This window comes from Streptomyces sp. NRRL B-1347 (genome assembly GCF_000720325.1).
Classification (GTDB): domain Bacteria; phylum Actinomycetota; class Actinomycetes; order Streptomycetales; family Streptomycetaceae; genus Streptomyces.
Genome location: NZ_JOJM01000044.1, coordinates 22,140 through 37,373, shown reverse-complemented (window position 1 = coordinate 37,373; position 15,234 = coordinate 22,140). Strand labels below are relative to the sequence as shown.

The following is a 15,234-nucleotide window of genomic DNA, read 5'->3' as shown; positions in this document are numbered from 1 at the left end:
GGCTTCAGGCGGGAATCACGGCACCTAGTTGCCCGCGGGCGTCGGCAGGAGCGACTCGAGGTCGCTCGGCAGCCTCGTGGGCAGCGTCGGGAAATCGCTCGGCAGCTCGGTGGGAAGCCCGCTGGGGAAGTCGCTCGGCAGTCGCGTGGGGATCCGTGTCGGGATGCTCAAGGAGGGCTTGGGGCTGGGCTCACTGCTCTTGGAGCTCTCCGAAGGCCGCTTGTCGTCCGGGGAGTCCTCGCTTCCGGAGGCGACGAGGGCCACGGCGACGATCACCCCGACAGCCACGAGCGCGGCGAGCAGGATGAACAGGCCGTTGCGCCGCCCGGGCGGCCTTCCCTCGGGCGGCGGCTGCCACCCGTCTCCTGGAGGTGGGCCGTATCCGCCAGGAGGAGTGTCGAAGTCGCCTCCTCCTGGCGGAGGCCCGTAACCACTACCCCCTGGGGGCGGGCCGTAGCCACCACCCCCAGGGGGGACATCACCGGGCGAACGAGGGGGCTGCGGCGGTACAGGTGGTGTGGCCATACCGCCAAGAGTCATCTCGAAGCGGTCATCACGCGACCCTTGCGGGAGAGTTGATACACACACGGGCTACGGAACGGACAGTTCCGGCACACGCGGCCCGCTCTCTCCTGGGACCGGCCGTCAGCCCGCGGGCCCGGCCGTCAGCCTCGTACTCCCAGGAGGTGGTCCATGGCCAGCTGGTCGAGCCGTTCGAAGGCCATGCCGCGCTCGGCGGCCGCCGCCACGTCGAACTCCTCGTAGGCGCCGCGGTCGGCGAGCAGCCCCGCGAGGCCGTCTTCAGCCGTGGGCCGCGCCAGTTCGTGCAGACGCGCGGCACGCAGCGCCTCGTGCGCTTCTGGGGCCGCGCGGAAGGCCGCCGTACGCTCGCGCAGGATCAGGTAGTTGCGCATGCAGCCCGCGGCGGACGCCCACACGCCCTCGAAGTCCTCGGTGCGGGGCGGCTTGAAGTCGAAGTGGCGTGGCCCGTCGTAACCGCCCCTCTCCAGGAGGTCGACCAGCCAGAAGGCGCTGCGCAGGTCTCCCGCGCCGAACCGCAGGTCCTGGTCGTACTTGATGCCGCTCTGGCCGTTCAGGTCGATGTGGAAGAGCTTGTCTGCCCACAGGGCCTGGGCGATGCCGTGCGGGAAGTTCAGGCCGGCCATCTGCTCGTGGCCCACTTCGGGGTTCACGCCGTAGAGCTCGGGCCTCTCCAAGCGCTCGATGAACGCGAGGGCGTGTCCGACGGTGGGCAGCAGGATGTCGCCACGCGGCTCGTTCGGCTTGGGCTCGATCGCGAAGCGCAGGTCGTACCCCTGCTCGGTCACATAGGCGCCAAGCAGGTCGAAGGCCTCCTTCATCCGGTCAAGCGCGTCGCGCACGTCCTTGGCCGCGCCGGACTCGGCGCCTTCCCTCCCGCCCCAGGCCACGTAGGTGTGCGCGCCGAGTTCGACGGCGAGGTCGATGTTCCGGATCGTCTTGCGGAGCGCGTACCTGCGGACGTCCCGGTCGTTGGCCGTGAACGCGCCGTCCTTGAAGACGGGGTGGGTGAACAGGTTCGTGGTCGCCATCGGGACGACGAGTCCGGTGGCGTCCAAGGCCGTGCGGAAACGCTTCACGTGGGTGGCGCGGTCGGCGTCGGAAGAGCCGAACGGGATGAGGTCGTCGTCGTGGAACGTCACTCCGTAGGCACCGAGTTCCGCGAGGCGGCGTACCGCTTCGGCCGGGTCCAGCGGCGCCCTGGTCGCGTCGCCGAAGGGGTCCCGGCCCTGCCAGCCGACGGTCCACAGGCCGAAGCTGAACTTGTCCTCCGGGGTGGGCTGGTAGCTCATGTGCGGCTCCTTGACGGCTCCTGGACTATTTCGTCATGCCGATTAACAAATTAGTATCCTCACGCGCCGCTGAGAAGCCCGAGGCTCACATCGGGTATCTCTGAGCGGTCACGCCCCGGAGTGGGAAGCACGCTCAGGGGTGGGCACACCCCCGTGAGACGGGCCGAGTGCCGGGCGGGCCCCGGCACTCCCGAGAAGCGCGAAGCAGCGGGAACGGAGACGCCGATGTCGTCAGCGCCAGCAGCCGAGGGTCCCCTCGTCGTCGGAGTGGACAGCTCCACGCAGTCCACCAAGGTCCTGGTCGTCGACGCGGCCACAGGGCAGGTCGTCGCCAGTGGCCAGGCACCGCACACCGTCACCTCCGGGGCGCTGCGGGAGAGCGATCCGGAGCAGTGGTGGAGCGCCCTGGGTGAGGCGCTGCGCCAGTGCGGCACCCACGCGCGCGAGGCCGCCGCCGTGTCGGTTGCCGGACAGCAGCACGGCCTCGTCACGCTGGACGAGCGCGGCCGGCCCGTGCGCCCCGCGTTGCTGTGGAACGATGTGCGCTCCGCGCCCCAGGCCCGGCGGCTCGTCGCGGAGACGGGCGGTGCCAAGGCGTGGGCCGACCGCGTCGGCAGCGTGCCCGGGCCGTCCTTCACCGTCACCAAGTGGGCCTGGCTCGCCGAGCACGAGCCCGCGTCGGCCCGCGCGACCGCCGCCGTGCGCCTCCCTCACGACTACCTCACACAGCGCCTCACCGGATCCGGCACCACGGACCGGGGCGACGTCTCCGGCACGGGCTGGTGGGCGTCGGCGACCGAGTCGTACGACGAGGAGATCCTCGGCTTGGTGGGCCTCGACCCCGCGGCGCTGCCGCGCGTGGCACGCCCGGGGGAGGTCGTCGGCACCGTGCGCGGCGGCGATGAACTGCCCTTCTCCAAAGGCACTCTGGTGGCACCCGGGACCGGCGACAACGCGGCGGCGGCCCTGGGGCTCGGACTGCGCCCCGGCACCCCCGTGCTCAGCCTCGGCACGTCCGGCACGGTGTACGCGGTCTCGGAGCACCGCAGTACGGATCCGACGGGCACGGTCGCCGGCTTCGCCGACGCGCGCGGTGCCTGGCTGCCCCTCGCCTGCACGCTCAACTGCACCCTGGCCGTCGACCGTATGGCCGCGCTCCTGCGCCTGGAGCGCGACGCGGTGCGGCCCGGCGGGTCCGTCACGCTGCTCCCGTACCTCGACGGGGAGCGCACCCCGGACCTTCCGCACGCCTCGGGTCTGCTGCACGGGCTGCGCCACGACACGACACCCGGCCAGATCCTCCAGGCGGCCTACGACGGGGCCGTCCACGCCCTCCTGGGCGCTCTGGACGCCGTCCTCGGCGCGGACGCGGACCGTTCGCAGCCGCTGCTCCTCATTGGCGGAGGGGCGCGCGGCACCGCCTGGCAGCAGACCGTACGGCGCCTGTCGGGACGCCCCGTCCAGATTCCCAAGGCACGTGAACTCGTCGCGCTCGGCGCCGCCGCGCAGGCGGCAGGCCTGCTGACCGGTGAGGACCCTGCGGCGGTCGCCCGCCGCTGGGGCACCGCGAGCGGCAAGGCGCTCGACGCCGTGGAGCGGGACGAGTCGACGCTCTCCAGGATCACGGACGTGCTCCGCGACGCGGCTCCCCTCCTGGACGGGGACGCCAGGGCATGAGCGCACCGCCCCACACGACGCGCGCCGGGCAGTCGGGCGCCCGACTGCCCGACACCCAGCAGGGCATGCGCCGCCGCAATCTCGCACGCGTCATGCACACGGTCGCCGCGCACGGGCCGTTGTCGCGCGCCTCCGTGGCCTCCAGGATCGGCCTGACGCGCGCAGCCGTGTCCACGCTCGTGGATGAACTGATCCACTCGGGTCTTCTTCAGGAGTTGGGGCCCGAGCGGCCCGGCAGGGTGGGCCGTCCCGGTTCCGCACTCGCCGTCAGTGCGCACGGGCCCGTCGGCATCGGCGCGGAGGTAGGCGTCGACCATCTCGCTGTGTGCGCAGTCGACCTGCGCGGTGACGTACGCGCGCGTGCGTCGCGACGGGTCAGCAACCGGGGGCGCGCACCGGAGCCCGTGCTCGCTGATCTCGCCGCCCTGGTCCGCGAGGTCGCCCAGAACGCCGAGCGGGACGACCTGCGTCCTGCCGGTCTGGCCGTCGCGGTGCCCGGCCTGGTCGCCCGCGACAGCCACACCGTCGTGCGCGCCCCCAACCTCGACTGGCACCACACCGACATCGGCGCGATCCTGGCGCCGGAACTGCCGCTGACCGTCGACAACGAGGCCAACTTCGGCGCCCTGGCAGAGCTGTGGCTCGGTGACGGCGCACCGGACGACTTCCTGCACGTCTCGGCGGAGATCGGCATCGGCGCGGCCCTCGTGGTCGACGGCTTGCTGCTGCGCGGCAGCCGGGGCTTCGCGGGCGAGCTGGGGCATGTGCCGGTACACCCCGACGGGCCGGCCTGCGCATGCGGCGGCCGCGGCTGTCTGGAGCAGTACGCGGGCGAGGTAGCGGTGCTGCGCGCCGCGGGGCTGCCGCCGGGTCCTGACCGCGTCGGCCTGCTCACCGAACGCGCCGCGGCCGGCGACGAGCGGGTCCTCGGGGCGCTGCGCGACGCCGGGACCGCGCTGGGAATCGCGCTCACCGGCGCCGCCAACCTGCTCGATCCGCGGACGATCGTGCTCGGTGGCGCCGTGTCCCGCCTCGCCCCGTGGCTGCTGCCGTGCCTGGCGGAAGAGTTGGGGCGGCGCACCGCGGGTCCTGGCTGCTCCGTCGCCGTGTCTCACATCGGCTCGGAGGGGCCGCTGCTGGGTGCGGCGCACTCGGTGGTGCGGGCGGTGCTCGACGATCCGGCCGGGGTGGCTTAGCCCCACCGGATCCGGCTCGGAGACGCCTGGCTGGCTTCGGCCCTTTCGAGGGGCGTTGCTCGGCCCGGCGGGGCGTGCGGCGGGCCTCTGCCGCCCTGTCCCCCCGCGCCCCGCCTGCTATCCCCCATCACCTGACCATTGCCCCCTTCCTCCTGTCACCCACACGAGTGGTCAGGTTTTCCACAGCCCGCGTGCCGTACACAGATACGCTGCAAGCACTTCCACCTCAATCGCCCACGCCCGTACGGTTATTCACGTGGGCCGGCCGCCTCGCACACGGCGGGGCCAGGCCGCGATGATCGGGGGATTCACGTGTCGGGGATTCGCGTGTCGGTGTTTCACATGCCGAGCTTTCGCACGTCGGGGGAAATCGAGCCGGGATCGGCGCGTCAGCTCCACTTGGCGGTGGCCGGAAGTGCCACCCTCGTGCCCGCGACGGCTCGTGCGGGCCGCCCGCGCACCTCCGACCAGCCTCACGCCTCAGACCCACCACACGCCTCAGACCCACTGCGCGCCTCAGACTCACCGCAAGCCCTGCACCTCCCCCAAGCCCCAGACCCACCGCGCGACCTGACGCCGCACGGCCGAGAGCGGAGCACCACCCGATGAGCGCCCCACCCCTGCTCGCCTTCCGCCCCGCGCCGGACCGCCGCACCTGGACGATCAGCGATGCAGCGCCCCACTCCCGCACCCGCACCCGCACCCGCACCCGCACAACGACCGGCACCGTGCCCAACCTGATCGCCGAACCCAATCCCGCTCGACACCCCGTACAGCATCTCGCCCAACACCCCGCACACGATTTCGACTTCAGCAATCTGGACGCGTACGGGCACGCCGCTCACACTGTCCAAGCGAGCTCGGCGAACGTCTGCGACCCGCACCACACGTGCGTGGCGAAGCTCCGCCAGGAGCGGCTGCCCGCATGCGAGATCCAGCGCGTCTCGCACATCCGGCTGCGCGAGACGGCCACGTCGCCGAACGGCTCGGCGGCCCCCGGCGCGACCGCCTCAGGCCCCGCACAGCGCCATCGCGACCATGCCGCGCGCCACGAGATATGAAGCTCTGCCTGCAAGGTCCAGCCTTCCACGCACCCTGAGACGCACTCACCGTGCGGTCAAGACCCTCCCCCCACCGAGAGGCAGAACAGCCATGGATCAAGCAAGTGAACGAGCGACGCACCAGACGACGGACGCGGCAGGCGACAGCACTCGGCCACAGGCTCCACACGCGGCACCGCACGCGGCAAGACTCCTGCCCAGCAGGCGCCGTCTCCTCCAGGGCGCGACTCTCGCCGCCGTGCCTTCGGCCCTCCTGACGTCCCCCCACGCCGTGGCGAAGACGCGCGCGGCCGCCTACCCGCCCGTCGAATGGGTACCGGCCAGCTCCTCGAACTACACCGCCTCCAACCGCCCCAGCAGCTACCCCGTCACCTACGTCGTCGTGCACGTCACCCAGGAGACGTACGCCGACACGCTGGCCATCTTCAAGAACCCGGCGAAGAAGGTGTCCGCGCACTACGTGGTCCGCTCGTCGGACGGACACATCGCGCAGTGCGTCAGCGAGCGGAACGTCGCCTGGCACGCGGGCAACTGGACCTACAACACGCGCAGCATCGGCATCGAACACGAAGGATGGGTGGATCAACCGGAGTACTTCACCGACGAGATGTACGAGCAGTCCGCGCGCCTGACAGCGGCGATCTGCGACAAGTACGCCATCCCCAAGGACCGTCAGCGCATCATCGGCCACGTCGAGGTCCCCGGCTCCGATCACACGGACCCCGGACGGTACTGGGACTGGTCGCGCTACATCCGCATGGTCAACTCCGTCTGACGGCCGGGGAAGACCGGCCAGCGGGGGTGCGCGGGCGCTTGTCGGCTTCTGTTCCCGGGGTGACGATGGCAGCACCGCACCGCTGCCATCGCCGTCACCGCCGTCCGGGAGGCCGACTTGACCGATCCATGGGTGGCCCTCGAGCCCGGCGCCGACCCCGCCGAGCGGGTGCGCACGATGCGCCGTGCCCATGAGCGGTTCACCACGGCGGGTACCGTCGCCCGTCCGGTGCGCTCCGTGGTGGCCGACTCGTGGCGGCGTTCGGCGCGGGCCCGGGTCAGCCCCGCGGACACCGGGGCCTCGGTCGAGCTGACGGCCGGGGACCTGGGCGCTTACCGGGCGGAGCATCCGCTGTCGCGGGTGATGCCGCTGTTCCGGGAGTTGATGGGGGGCTTCGCCAAGGACGGCGAGCACCTGCTGGCGGTGTGCGACGCGCACGGCAGGATGCTGTGGGTCGAGGGCCACGCCACGACCCGGGCACGGGCGGGGCGGATGAACTTCGTGCCGGGCGCGCGCTGGGCGGAGTCGGCGATGGGGACCAACGCGCCGGGGACGGCCGTGGCCGTCGACCGCCCGGTGCAGGTGTTCGCCACGGAGCACTTCGTCCGCGAGGTCCAGTCGTGGACGTGTGCGGCCGCGCCGGTGCACGACCCGCGTACCGGGCGACTGCTCGGGGCTGTCGACGTGACCGGCGGGGACGGCCTGGCGCATCCGCACAGCCTGGCCTTCGTGCAGGCGGTGGCACGAGCGGCGGAGTCCCAACTGGCCCTGCTGGCACCGGCGGCGGATCCCGCGGACGTCTTGGAGCTGACGGCGCTCGGCCGGGACGAGGCCTTGGTGCTCGTGGGGGGACGCAAGCGACGCCTGAGCCGACGGCACAGCGAGATCATGGTGCTGCTGGCCCGGCACCCGGAGGGCCTCAGCGGCGACGAACTGCTGTGCGCGCTGTACGAGGACGAGGCGGTGACGCCGGTGACGTTGCGGGCGGAGCTGACGCGGCTGCGGCAGGTCCTCGGGCCCGAGGTGCTGCGGTCGCGGCCGTACCGCCTCGCGGTGCCGGTCACGTCGGATGTGGACGTGGTGGAGCGGCGGCTCGGCTGCGGGGCGGTGACGGCGGCGTTCTCCGTCTACTCGGGGCCGCTGCTGCCGGGGGCGCGGGCGCCCGCGGTGGTGCGGTTGCGGCGGCGGCTCACGGACCAGATGCGGGCGGCGCTGATCGCCCGTGGCGACCCGGACCTCCTGTCGGACTGGGCGCACGCGCCGTGGGGCGAGGACGACGTGGAGGTGTGGCGGGCGCTTGCCGCGGTGCGGCCGACGGCACCGGTGGTGGCCCGCCTCCGGGCCCTGGACCAGGAGCTCACGGCGGACGGGTGCGGCCGCTCGCCCCGACCGTAGGGCAGTCCCTGCGTACGCGCACACCCGTGCACGTGCCGAAGTACGCGCGGCCCCGCCCGCACGCAACGTACTTGCAACCTCGCCCTCCGTACGCTCCCGGCCGAGAGCTGCCCAACGGCGGGCAGCGTGTCCGGGGAGGCAGTCAAGATGGCCCGTTACGCGGCGCCCGGTACCGAGGGCGCAGTCGTGTCCTACCAGGCCAGGTACGACCACTTCATCGGGGGCGAGTACGTGCCGCCGGCTCGTGGGCAGTACTTCGAGAACCCGAGTCCGGTCAACGGGCAGCCGTTCACGGAGATCGCCCGGGGTACGGCCGAGGACGTGGAACGGGCGCTGGACGCGGCGCACGCCGCCGCGCCCGCGTGGGGGCGTACGTCCGCAGGTGAGCGCGCGGCCGTCCTCCGGCAGATCGCGGACCGCATGGAGGCCAACCTCGAGCAGTTGGCGGTGGCGGAGAGCTGGGAGAACGGCAAGCCGGTACGGGAGACGCTGGCGGCGGACATCCCGCTCGCCATCGATCACTTCCGGTACTTCGCGGGGGTGATCCGCGCGCAGGAGGGGACGCTCAGCGAGGTCGACGACGACACCGTGGCGTACCACTTCCACGAGCCGCTCGGTGTGGTGGCGCAGATCATTCCGTGGAACTTCCCGATCCTGATGGCGACGTGGAAGCTGGCGCCCGCGCTCGCCGCGGGGAACGCCGTGGTGCTCAAGCCCGCCGAGCAGACCCCGGCGTCGATCCACGTGTGGCTGAACCTCGTGAGCGACCTGCTGCCGCCCGGTGTGGTGAACGTCGTCAACGGCTTCGGCGTGGAGGCGGGCAAGCCGCTGGCGTCGAGCCCGCGCGTGGCGAAGGTCGCGTTCACCGGCGAGACCACGACGGGGCGGCTGATCATGCAGTACGCCTCGGAGAACATCAAGCCGGTCACGTTGGAGCTGGGCGGCAAGAGCCCGAACATCTTCTTCGACGACGTCTGGGCGGCCGACGACGACTTCCGCGACAAGGCCCTCGAAGGCTTCACGATGTTCGCGCTCAACCAGGGCGAGGTCTGCACCTGTCCCTCGCGGGCGCTCGTCCAGCGCGGGAACTACAGCGAGTTCCTGGAAGCGGCGGTCGCCCGCACCGAGCTGATCAAGCCGGGCCACCCGCTGGACACGGACACGATGATCGGCGCCCAGGCCTCCAACGACCAGCTGGAGAAGATCCTCTCCTACCTGGACATCGGGCAGCAGGAGGGCGCGAAGATCCTCACCGGTGGCCAGCGCATCGAGTACGACGGCGAGTTGGCCGGCGGCTGGTACGTACAGCCGACGATCTTCGAGGGCGACAACCGGATGCGCATCTTCCAGGAGGAGATCTTCGGCCCGGTCGTCTCGGTGGCGTCGTTCAACGACTTCGACGACGCGATCAAAATCGCCAACGACACCCTGTACGGGCTCGGCGCGGGCGTCTGGACGCGGGACATCAACACCGCGTACCGCGCGGGGCGTTCGATCCAGGCGGGCCGTGTCTGGACGAACTGCTACCACGCCTACCCGGCGCACGCCGCCTTCGGCGGCTACAAGCAGTCCGGCATCGGCCGCGAGACGCACAAGATGATGCTGGAGCACTACCAGCAGACGAAGAACCTCCTGGTGTCGTACTCGCCGAAGAAGCTCGGCTTCTTCTAGACGCGCAAAAGGAGGCGCCTGACCTGGACTTTCGCCCGTCAGGCGCCTACCGACGACGCAATCATCAGCGAGTCCGTCTTGCTCGATGGATTCCAGTTCCTCCCGCGGGAATCCCACTCCTGACCACTGCTTCCGGACCAGTCACGGACCAAACGCGCCCCGCGCAGCGGCACTCTGGCTCGCGCGGCGAGCACACTCGGCGGGATCCGCGCCCAGTTCTTGGTGTACGCGGACGCATCGACGTGCGGCTCCGTCGCGTGCTTCGCCGGACGGCCCGTAGTACGCCCACGACACCCGGGAAAGATCGACTTCGACGGAAGGTGGGGGGTTTCCCTAAACCCGGTTCCACTCCCTGAGGCCGCTCACGATCGGGGGTTTAGGGTCAACGCGTCGACGCGACAGCGTGTTCGGTCCGGACGAAAGAGCGTGTGAGTATGACGGCATCCGCCACCGCGAGCGGCGCCAAACGAACGTTAGCCGTACGTGCCGGAGAGGCGAGCGGTGACCGCATACGGCTGAGCGTCTACGACATGCTCATCGGCACGGTCTACACGCCACGTGTCTTCTTCTACCGGGAGACACTCGACGGCGAGGCGCTCCGCGCCTCCCTCGGCAGGACATTGCGCAACTTCCCGATCCTTGCGGGCCGCATGAAAAGGGATCCCGACGGCGGTCTCAGCGTGCTCTGCGACGACGCCGGTGTGCGCTTCGTCGAGGCACACGCGTCCGTGCCCATGCCGGACTACGGGCCTCGCCGCACGGCGAAGAAGGGGCTGGAGCGTCATCTCAGTCACGCCATGCCGTTCTGGGTGGTTGACCGCGATACGCCGCTTTTCACGGTGAAGCTCACCCATATGCAGGGCGGCGGCTCCATTCTGGGCCTCACGATGAACCACGCCGTGGCCGACGGGACCAGCTATATGAGCTTCCTGGAGAGCTGGGCGCGCGAGCACCGAGGCCTCGGGTCCTCCGAGCCCAGCCACGACCGTGGAGTCATCGACGCGCTCGCCGCGTCGGCCACGGGTGACACCGGTACGGGCGGCGCCCATCTCACGGTCATGGAGCGAGGCCGGAAGGCCGCCTTCCTCGGCCGCATCCTGCGGGGCAGCCTCGGCAGCGTGACGACGGTGACCACCCGCTTCACGGCGGCTGAACTGGCCACCATCAAGGCCACCGCGATGGCCGACCTCGCCGGCACGGAGCAGTGGGTGTCGACCAATGACGCGCTGACCGCCCATCTCTGGAAAGTCCTCGGCGCATTACGTGACCGCCCCGACACGAGCGACGAAAGGCTCGGCCTCATCGCCGACTTCCGTTCGTTCGTCGGCGGAGCCGTACCGGATGACTACTGGGGCAACGCCGTCACCAATACCCGGCCCAGGATGACCACAGGCGAACTGCGCTCCCGCCCGCTCGGCGAGGTCGCCGTGACGGTCCGCGCGGCTCATGCCGAGAACACAGAGGAGAGAATCCGCGAGGAAGTGGCGTTTCTCTGTGCCGAACGCGATGCGGGGCGCCTCAAGCGTGTCATGACCACGATGGCGCTGGACTCGTTCGACAGCACGATCGCGATCAACAACTGGTCGAAGCTGCCCTTCTACAGCATCGACTTCGGGCAAGGCACCCCCTTCTGGTACGACTTCACCTCCATGGTGGTTCCCTGGACCGTGCACATCGCGCCGACCCCGGCCGACCAGGACGGCGCCCGCGATGTGCATATGGCACTGCCCCGTGCCCAGGTCCGCGCCCTTCAGGATCCCTCCTGGGTCGGCCGGTTCCACCCTTACGCGGACTCCGGCGAGGCATTTCCGCTGACTTCTATGGATGCCCAAGCGAAGCAGTGAGCCGCAAGGCCGTGAAGCCACCAAGCCGAGGAAGGGCTTCGTGGATGTCGTCGCGTCGTTCCCAGCGGATACGCAGCCGACGGAAGCCGTGCAGCCAGGAGATCGCGGGCTCGGCGAGGTATCGGAAGATGCCCAGGCCGGTGCCGTGCGGTTGGCCCCGCTCCGCGATGACAGGGCGCGATCTTGCCAAGGAGGGGCGGGAGTTGCGTGACGTCGTTGCGGTTTCCGCCGCTCAGCGACACGGTGAGCGGGATGCCCTGCCCATCGGCGATGAGGTGGCGCTTGCCTGCCCGGCCGTGCGCGGTCGACCGGGCTGGGCCCGCTTTGGGGCCCCTGCGGGCAGGTCATGCCCGAACCGAAGCCCAACTCCTGGGGCACGTACTCTCATTGGATGCCTGTGTGCAGGACGAAGAGGATCCCGCACAAGGCTCGCCGGTCCGGTATCCGCGGTCTGTCTTCGACCGGCTTCGGAGCAGGATCAGACAGCAACGGCTCGATGAGCGACCACAGTTCGTCCGGCACGATCAACGGCCTCGACAGACTCCCCTCCATAACCACACCAAAGAGTCGGCAAGCTGAACGTCATATGATGAACCGCTTGCGTCAGAGCCAGTAAGCCCGAGCCGGACGACGAGTCGGGCCGGGGGGCTTGCCCTGGTGGCGGCGTTCGCGGACCGATGGGGCACGGAGGGCGGGCCGGAGCCGCACAAGACGGTGCGGGTGGGGCTCGGCTGACGGTCGGCCACGGTGCCCCATGACCGCGCTCGTTCAACAGTTGTTGATTGGCCGTTGAACAACTGCTATTACCATCCGGCACCATGAACATCCCTACCGCCCGCGCCGGGCCCCCGCCGGCAGGGCTTGGCGGGAGCCGTGGCGCTGGCCGTGCTCACAACGCCGCTGCAGACCTTGTGGTCACCCAGGGACCGCCGACCCCGGCCGCTGTGCAGAACTACACGGCAGCCGCCTTCAACCTGCAGAACAGCGCCCCTGGGACGCGCCACGGAACCCGGGAGGAAACCTGGAGGATGAGCTGCTCCTTGCCTCCGCCCCCGACATCGTGGCCGTTCAGAAGGTGAACAGTAGCCCTATCTGTGGCGAGAACGCGGACGAGTCCGAAACGGAGGACTCTCAGAGCCGTGCGCTGCAAGGGGCCAAGAGCGCTCACGCCTGCCACCAGTCCAACGCAGCAGCACACTAGATGCTAAGAACGGAGTCCCTTGACCATGGTTGACATCGCGAGGCAGGACTTAGGGCAGGCGGACGACGCGCAGTCGTGGCCCAACGGCCGTACGCGCGGCGCCAACCCGCCTGGCCGGGGTGGTGGACTCCACCATGGGCGTTGGCGTGCGGCAACGCCTCACCGGCGTGGTGGCCTGCGATGGCATCGCGGTCTGTGAGACCGACGTGCTCAACACTCCCAGCACTGCGCTCCACTGTCCGCCACACACCTCGTGGCTGCTCTTCCTCACACCCCTCGGGGCTCCGGCGCATCGCGCGTGTGATCTGTTCCCCGATGAGGGAACGCAGCCGTGCCACGCCCCGAACCCCCTTCACGTTCGTCCTCATCCTCGGCGCCCGGCAGGGCGGGCGGGTCGTGGCGGCCGGTGGCCCGGCGGCCGCGTGCTGCCGGACACTGGGGTCCCCCCTGGGCCGCACACACGCCGAGATCTGCCGCATCGGCACAGTCACCGCCATGGACCTGCTGGTCGAGGTCGGAGACCCGTGCCGGTTCCGCACCGACACGCAGTACGCCCGCGGGTGCGGTGCCGCTCTGCTGGCCGTCTCCTCCGCAAGGCCACGCCCTGGCCCGCCGCCGCTCCGTGCCGCGCCCCGTCCACGTCCTCGAGGTCCGCTGCCACGAGTCAGCCCGACCCCTTGCGACCAGGAAGACATGCCCTTTTGGGCAACAACTCTGACCGTATATCTCTAGTATCGGCTCATTCTGGTACCTACCTTTCTGATCATGAGATCAGGCACCACGGCGGCGCAGATGTCGGCGACAGGGCGGCCCGGCCGTCGATGCGGGAGTGGATCTGCCGAAGCGGCACCACTTGCCACTCGGTCTGTCACGCCCCGACGGCCCGCTCTGGCCGGCGCCTGAAGCCGGGCCAGGGAGCAGCAAGCGCGCTCGCGGTGCCGGTCAACCCGATGACGCCCACCGGCGAGTACGCGGATTCACTGCGTGGCCTCCCACCCCACAGGGGCATCGCAGTTTTCCGCTGCGGGTCAGATGAACCGTTGACTCTCGAAGTGAGCCAACCCTGATATCACCGCCAGCGGCACACAGATAGCGCATCCGATCCTTCGACTGGTTTGCAGCGCCGACTCCGCTGCAGATCTATTGCTCAGCCGACACTCGGGAGAGGTTTTCATGCCCCAGAACACCGACCGAACGACCATGACCGACGGTCTTCCCTTGCCCGCACAGAAAACTGTTCACCGAAATCGTCGGACAACCGGGCCGCACCCTTTCACCTGTATGGCAAGTCTTGATGCCGAGCTCAACATCGAAGCAGCGAACTCCGACTTCTTCCGTCATGTCGCACGTCCCTCACAGGAGGTCTGCGGACAGAGCATCTACGACGTACTGCACCCGAGCGCCCGCAACGTCCTGCCCAAGCATTTCAGCCATCTCTCGGACGGCCATGGCGGAAGATTCGTGGAGAAAGTGGTCGCGAAACGCGGCGATGACCGGGTCTTCTCGGCCGAGATAACAGGCATAGCGATCCAGGGTGAGGGGGACGCCTTCTCAGGTGTCGTCGTCCTGATGACCCCCGACGACGACCTGCCCGAGGCCGCCCCGGCAGCGAAGTCGACGCCTCTTCTCACTCCTCTCGACGCCCGCATCCTGGAAGGGGTCGCCACCGGCGCATCGACCATCCAGCTGGCCTCGCGCCTGTATCTGAGCCGCCAGGGCGTCGAGTACCACGTGGGTTTGATGCTGCGCCGATTCAAGGCGCCCAACCGCGCCACGCTGGTCTCCCGCGCCTACGCGATGGGCGTCTTCACGGTCGGCAGCTGGCCGCCCCGCGTGCTGCCCGACTTCGTGAAGTGACCGACGAAGAGCGGCCGCCCGGCTGTCGGTCCCGGCGGCCGCCGCGGAGCCGGGCGGCCGCTCAGCGGCGGTGACCACCTATCCCCTCGTCGTCAGCGTCGTGCCAGGACACGTTGTGGTCGAAACTCTCTTGTACGCGGACGACGTCGCGGGCGACGTTCTCCACGGCCATCTGCGTCAACGTGGCCACAGAGGCGTTCATCGAGGCCAACTGGTCCCGCGATTTGAGGTCCTCCATGTTCAGCTCGAAACGGTCCAGATCATTCATCAGCCTGCGCACGTACGGAGAGTCGCCCTGGCCGTTCCGCAGCTCGTGCAGGCTGTCACGCAGCTTCATCAAGACTCTTCGGATTTCCACGAGTTCCGCGCTCACTAAGCGTTCCTCCGTCTCGTCCGAACCGGCCAGTCCATCGCCACCTGTGCCGATCCAAGATCCCGGCATGCAACTCCCGTCGCTTCGGGCTGGCCGAACCTATTAAGGAGGAAGTCCTGGGTGTGCGCAATACCTGTTTCACCCTCGGCGCGACATCTGGTCGTTTCCCAAAACACGGGGCACGCCGAGACCTCGCGAAGCACATTGGGCCGGGCGGATTCTAGGGGTCGCCTTAGTGCATGCGCCCTTGACGTGCAGAGCCGGCGGCACGCGCACCGTCGGCGTGCATGCGGTAGCCGAACGCTGTGGTCCCATGCCGAGGGCAAGAAACGACACCTAAGGCGCGGGCACG

General features: G+C 69.9%; 11 protein-coding genes and 1 pseudogene. 8 read left to right on the top strand and 4 right to left on the bottom strand.

Translation table 11 applies throughout. From position 1 onward, the window contains the following. Positions 1-24: 24 nt before the first annotated feature. Entirely contained in the window at positions 25-288 is a 264-nt protein-coding gene (locus IG74_RS53595; protein WP_037826265.1) for a hypothetical protein, read from the bottom strand. Between the two features lie 377 nt (positions 289-665). Then, positions 666-1,832, bottom strand: a complete 1,167-nt coding sequence (gene xylA, locus IG74_RS0130160; protein ID WP_030683846.1) for a xylose isomerase — start codon at positions 1,830-1,832, stop codon at positions 666-668. A gap of 225 nt (positions 1,833-2,057) precedes the next feature. Between xylA and xylB the strand changes: the two genes are divergently transcribed. From xylB to IG74_RS0130125, 7 genes are all read left to right on the top strand, one after another. Further along, the gene (xylB, locus tag IG74_RS0130155; RefSeq protein ID WP_030683844.1) at positions 2,058-3,509 is read left to right on the top strand and encodes a xylulokinase; all 1,452 of its coding nucleotides are present in this window, start codon (positions 2,058-2,060) and stop codon (positions 3,507-3,509) included. Next, positions 3,506-4,705 carry an ROK family transcriptional regulator gene (locus IG74_RS0130150; protein ID WP_030683843.1) on the top strand — a complete coding sequence of 400 codons (1,200 nt, stop codon included), beginning with the start codon at positions 3,506-3,508 and terminating at the stop codon, positions 4,703-4,705. Before xylB ends, IG74_RS0130150 begins: the two co-directional genes overlap by 4 nt. Positions 4,706-5,310: 605 nt before the next feature. After that, positions 5,311-5,766 carry a hypothetical protein gene (locus IG74_RS0130145; protein WP_030683842.1) on the top strand — a complete coding sequence of 152 codons (456 nt, stop codon included), beginning with the start codon at positions 5,311-5,313 and terminating at the stop codon, positions 5,764-5,766. 238 nt (positions 5,767-6,004) lie between these two features. Beyond that, on the top strand, positions 6,005-6,541 hold the full coding sequence (locus IG74_RS0130140) for an N-acetylmuramoyl-L-alanine amidase (RefSeq protein WP_324607521.1): 537 nt from the start codon (positions 6,005-6,007) through the stop codon (positions 6,539-6,541). 117 nt (positions 6,542-6,658) lie between these two features. Further along, positions 6,659-7,936: a GAF domain-containing protein gene (locus IG74_RS0130135; RefSeq protein ID WP_030683838.1), complete on the top strand. Its 1,278-nt coding sequence runs from the start codon at positions 6,659-6,661 to the stop codon at positions 7,934-7,936. A 147-nt stretch (positions 7,937-8,083) separates the two neighbouring features. Continuing rightward, entirely contained in the window at positions 8,084-9,607 is a 1,524-nt protein-coding gene (locus IG74_RS0130130) for an aldehyde dehydrogenase family protein (RefSeq protein ID WP_030683836.1), read from the top strand. A 434-nt stretch (positions 9,608-10,041) separates the two neighbouring features. Then, the gene (locus IG74_RS0130125; RefSeq protein ID WP_078869133.1) at positions 10,042-11,451 is read left to right on the top strand and encodes an acyltransferase; all 1,410 of its coding nucleotides are present in this window, start codon (positions 10,042-10,044) and stop codon (positions 11,449-11,451) included. Here IG74_RS0130125 and IG74_RS49795 read toward each other — a convergent pair. After that, positions 11,426-12,003, bottom strand: a pseudogene (locus IG74_RS49795) (transposase). The gene IG74_RS0130125 and the pseudogene IG74_RS49795 overlap by 26 nt on opposite strands. Before the next feature lie 1,822 nt (positions 12,004-13,825). Here IG74_RS49795 and IG74_RS0130120 point away from each other — a divergent pair. Continuing rightward, positions 13,826-14,509: a helix-turn-helix transcriptional regulator gene (locus IG74_RS0130120; RefSeq protein WP_234334497.1), complete on the top strand. Its 684-nt coding sequence runs from the start codon at positions 13,826-13,828 to the stop codon at positions 14,507-14,509. 61 nt (positions 14,510-14,570) lie between these two features. On the opposite strand, the gene IG74_RS0130115 is transcribed toward IG74_RS0130120, so the two are convergent. Continuing rightward, the gene (locus tag IG74_RS0130115; protein WP_030683831.1) at positions 14,571-14,882 is read right to left on the bottom strand and encodes a hypothetical protein; all 312 of its coding nucleotides are present in this window, start codon (positions 14,880-14,882) and stop codon (positions 14,571-14,573) included. Between the last annotated feature and the right edge of the window lie 352 nt (positions 14,883-15,234).

Coding starts and splice junctions, on each gene's coding strand:
- xylA (WP_030683846.1), bottom strand. CDS start 1,832: ATGAGCTACCAGCCCACCCCGGAGGACAAGTTCAGCTTCGGCCTGTGG.
- xylB (WP_030683844.1), top strand. CDS start 2,058: ATGTCGTCAGCGCCAGCAGCCGAGGGTCCCCTCGTCGTCGGAGTGGAC.
- IG74_RS0130150 (WP_030683843.1), top strand. CDS start 3,506: ATGAGCGCACCGCCCCACACGACGCGCGCCGGGCAGTCGGGCGCCCGA.
- IG74_RS0130145 (WP_030683842.1), top strand. CDS start 5,311: ATGAGCGCCCCACCCCTGCTCGCCTTCCGCCCCGCGCCGGACCGCCGC.
- IG74_RS0130130 (WP_030683836.1), top strand. CDS start 8,084: ATGGCCCGTTACGCGGCGCCCGGTACCGAGGGCGCAGTCGTGTCCTAC.
- IG74_RS0130125 (WP_078869133.1), top strand. CDS start 10,042: ATGACGGCATCCGCCACCGCGAGCGGCGCCAAACGAACGTTAGCCGTA.
- IG74_RS0130120 (WP_234334497.1), top strand. CDS start 13,826: ATGCCCCAGAACACCGACCGAACGACCATGACCGACGGTCTTCCCTTG.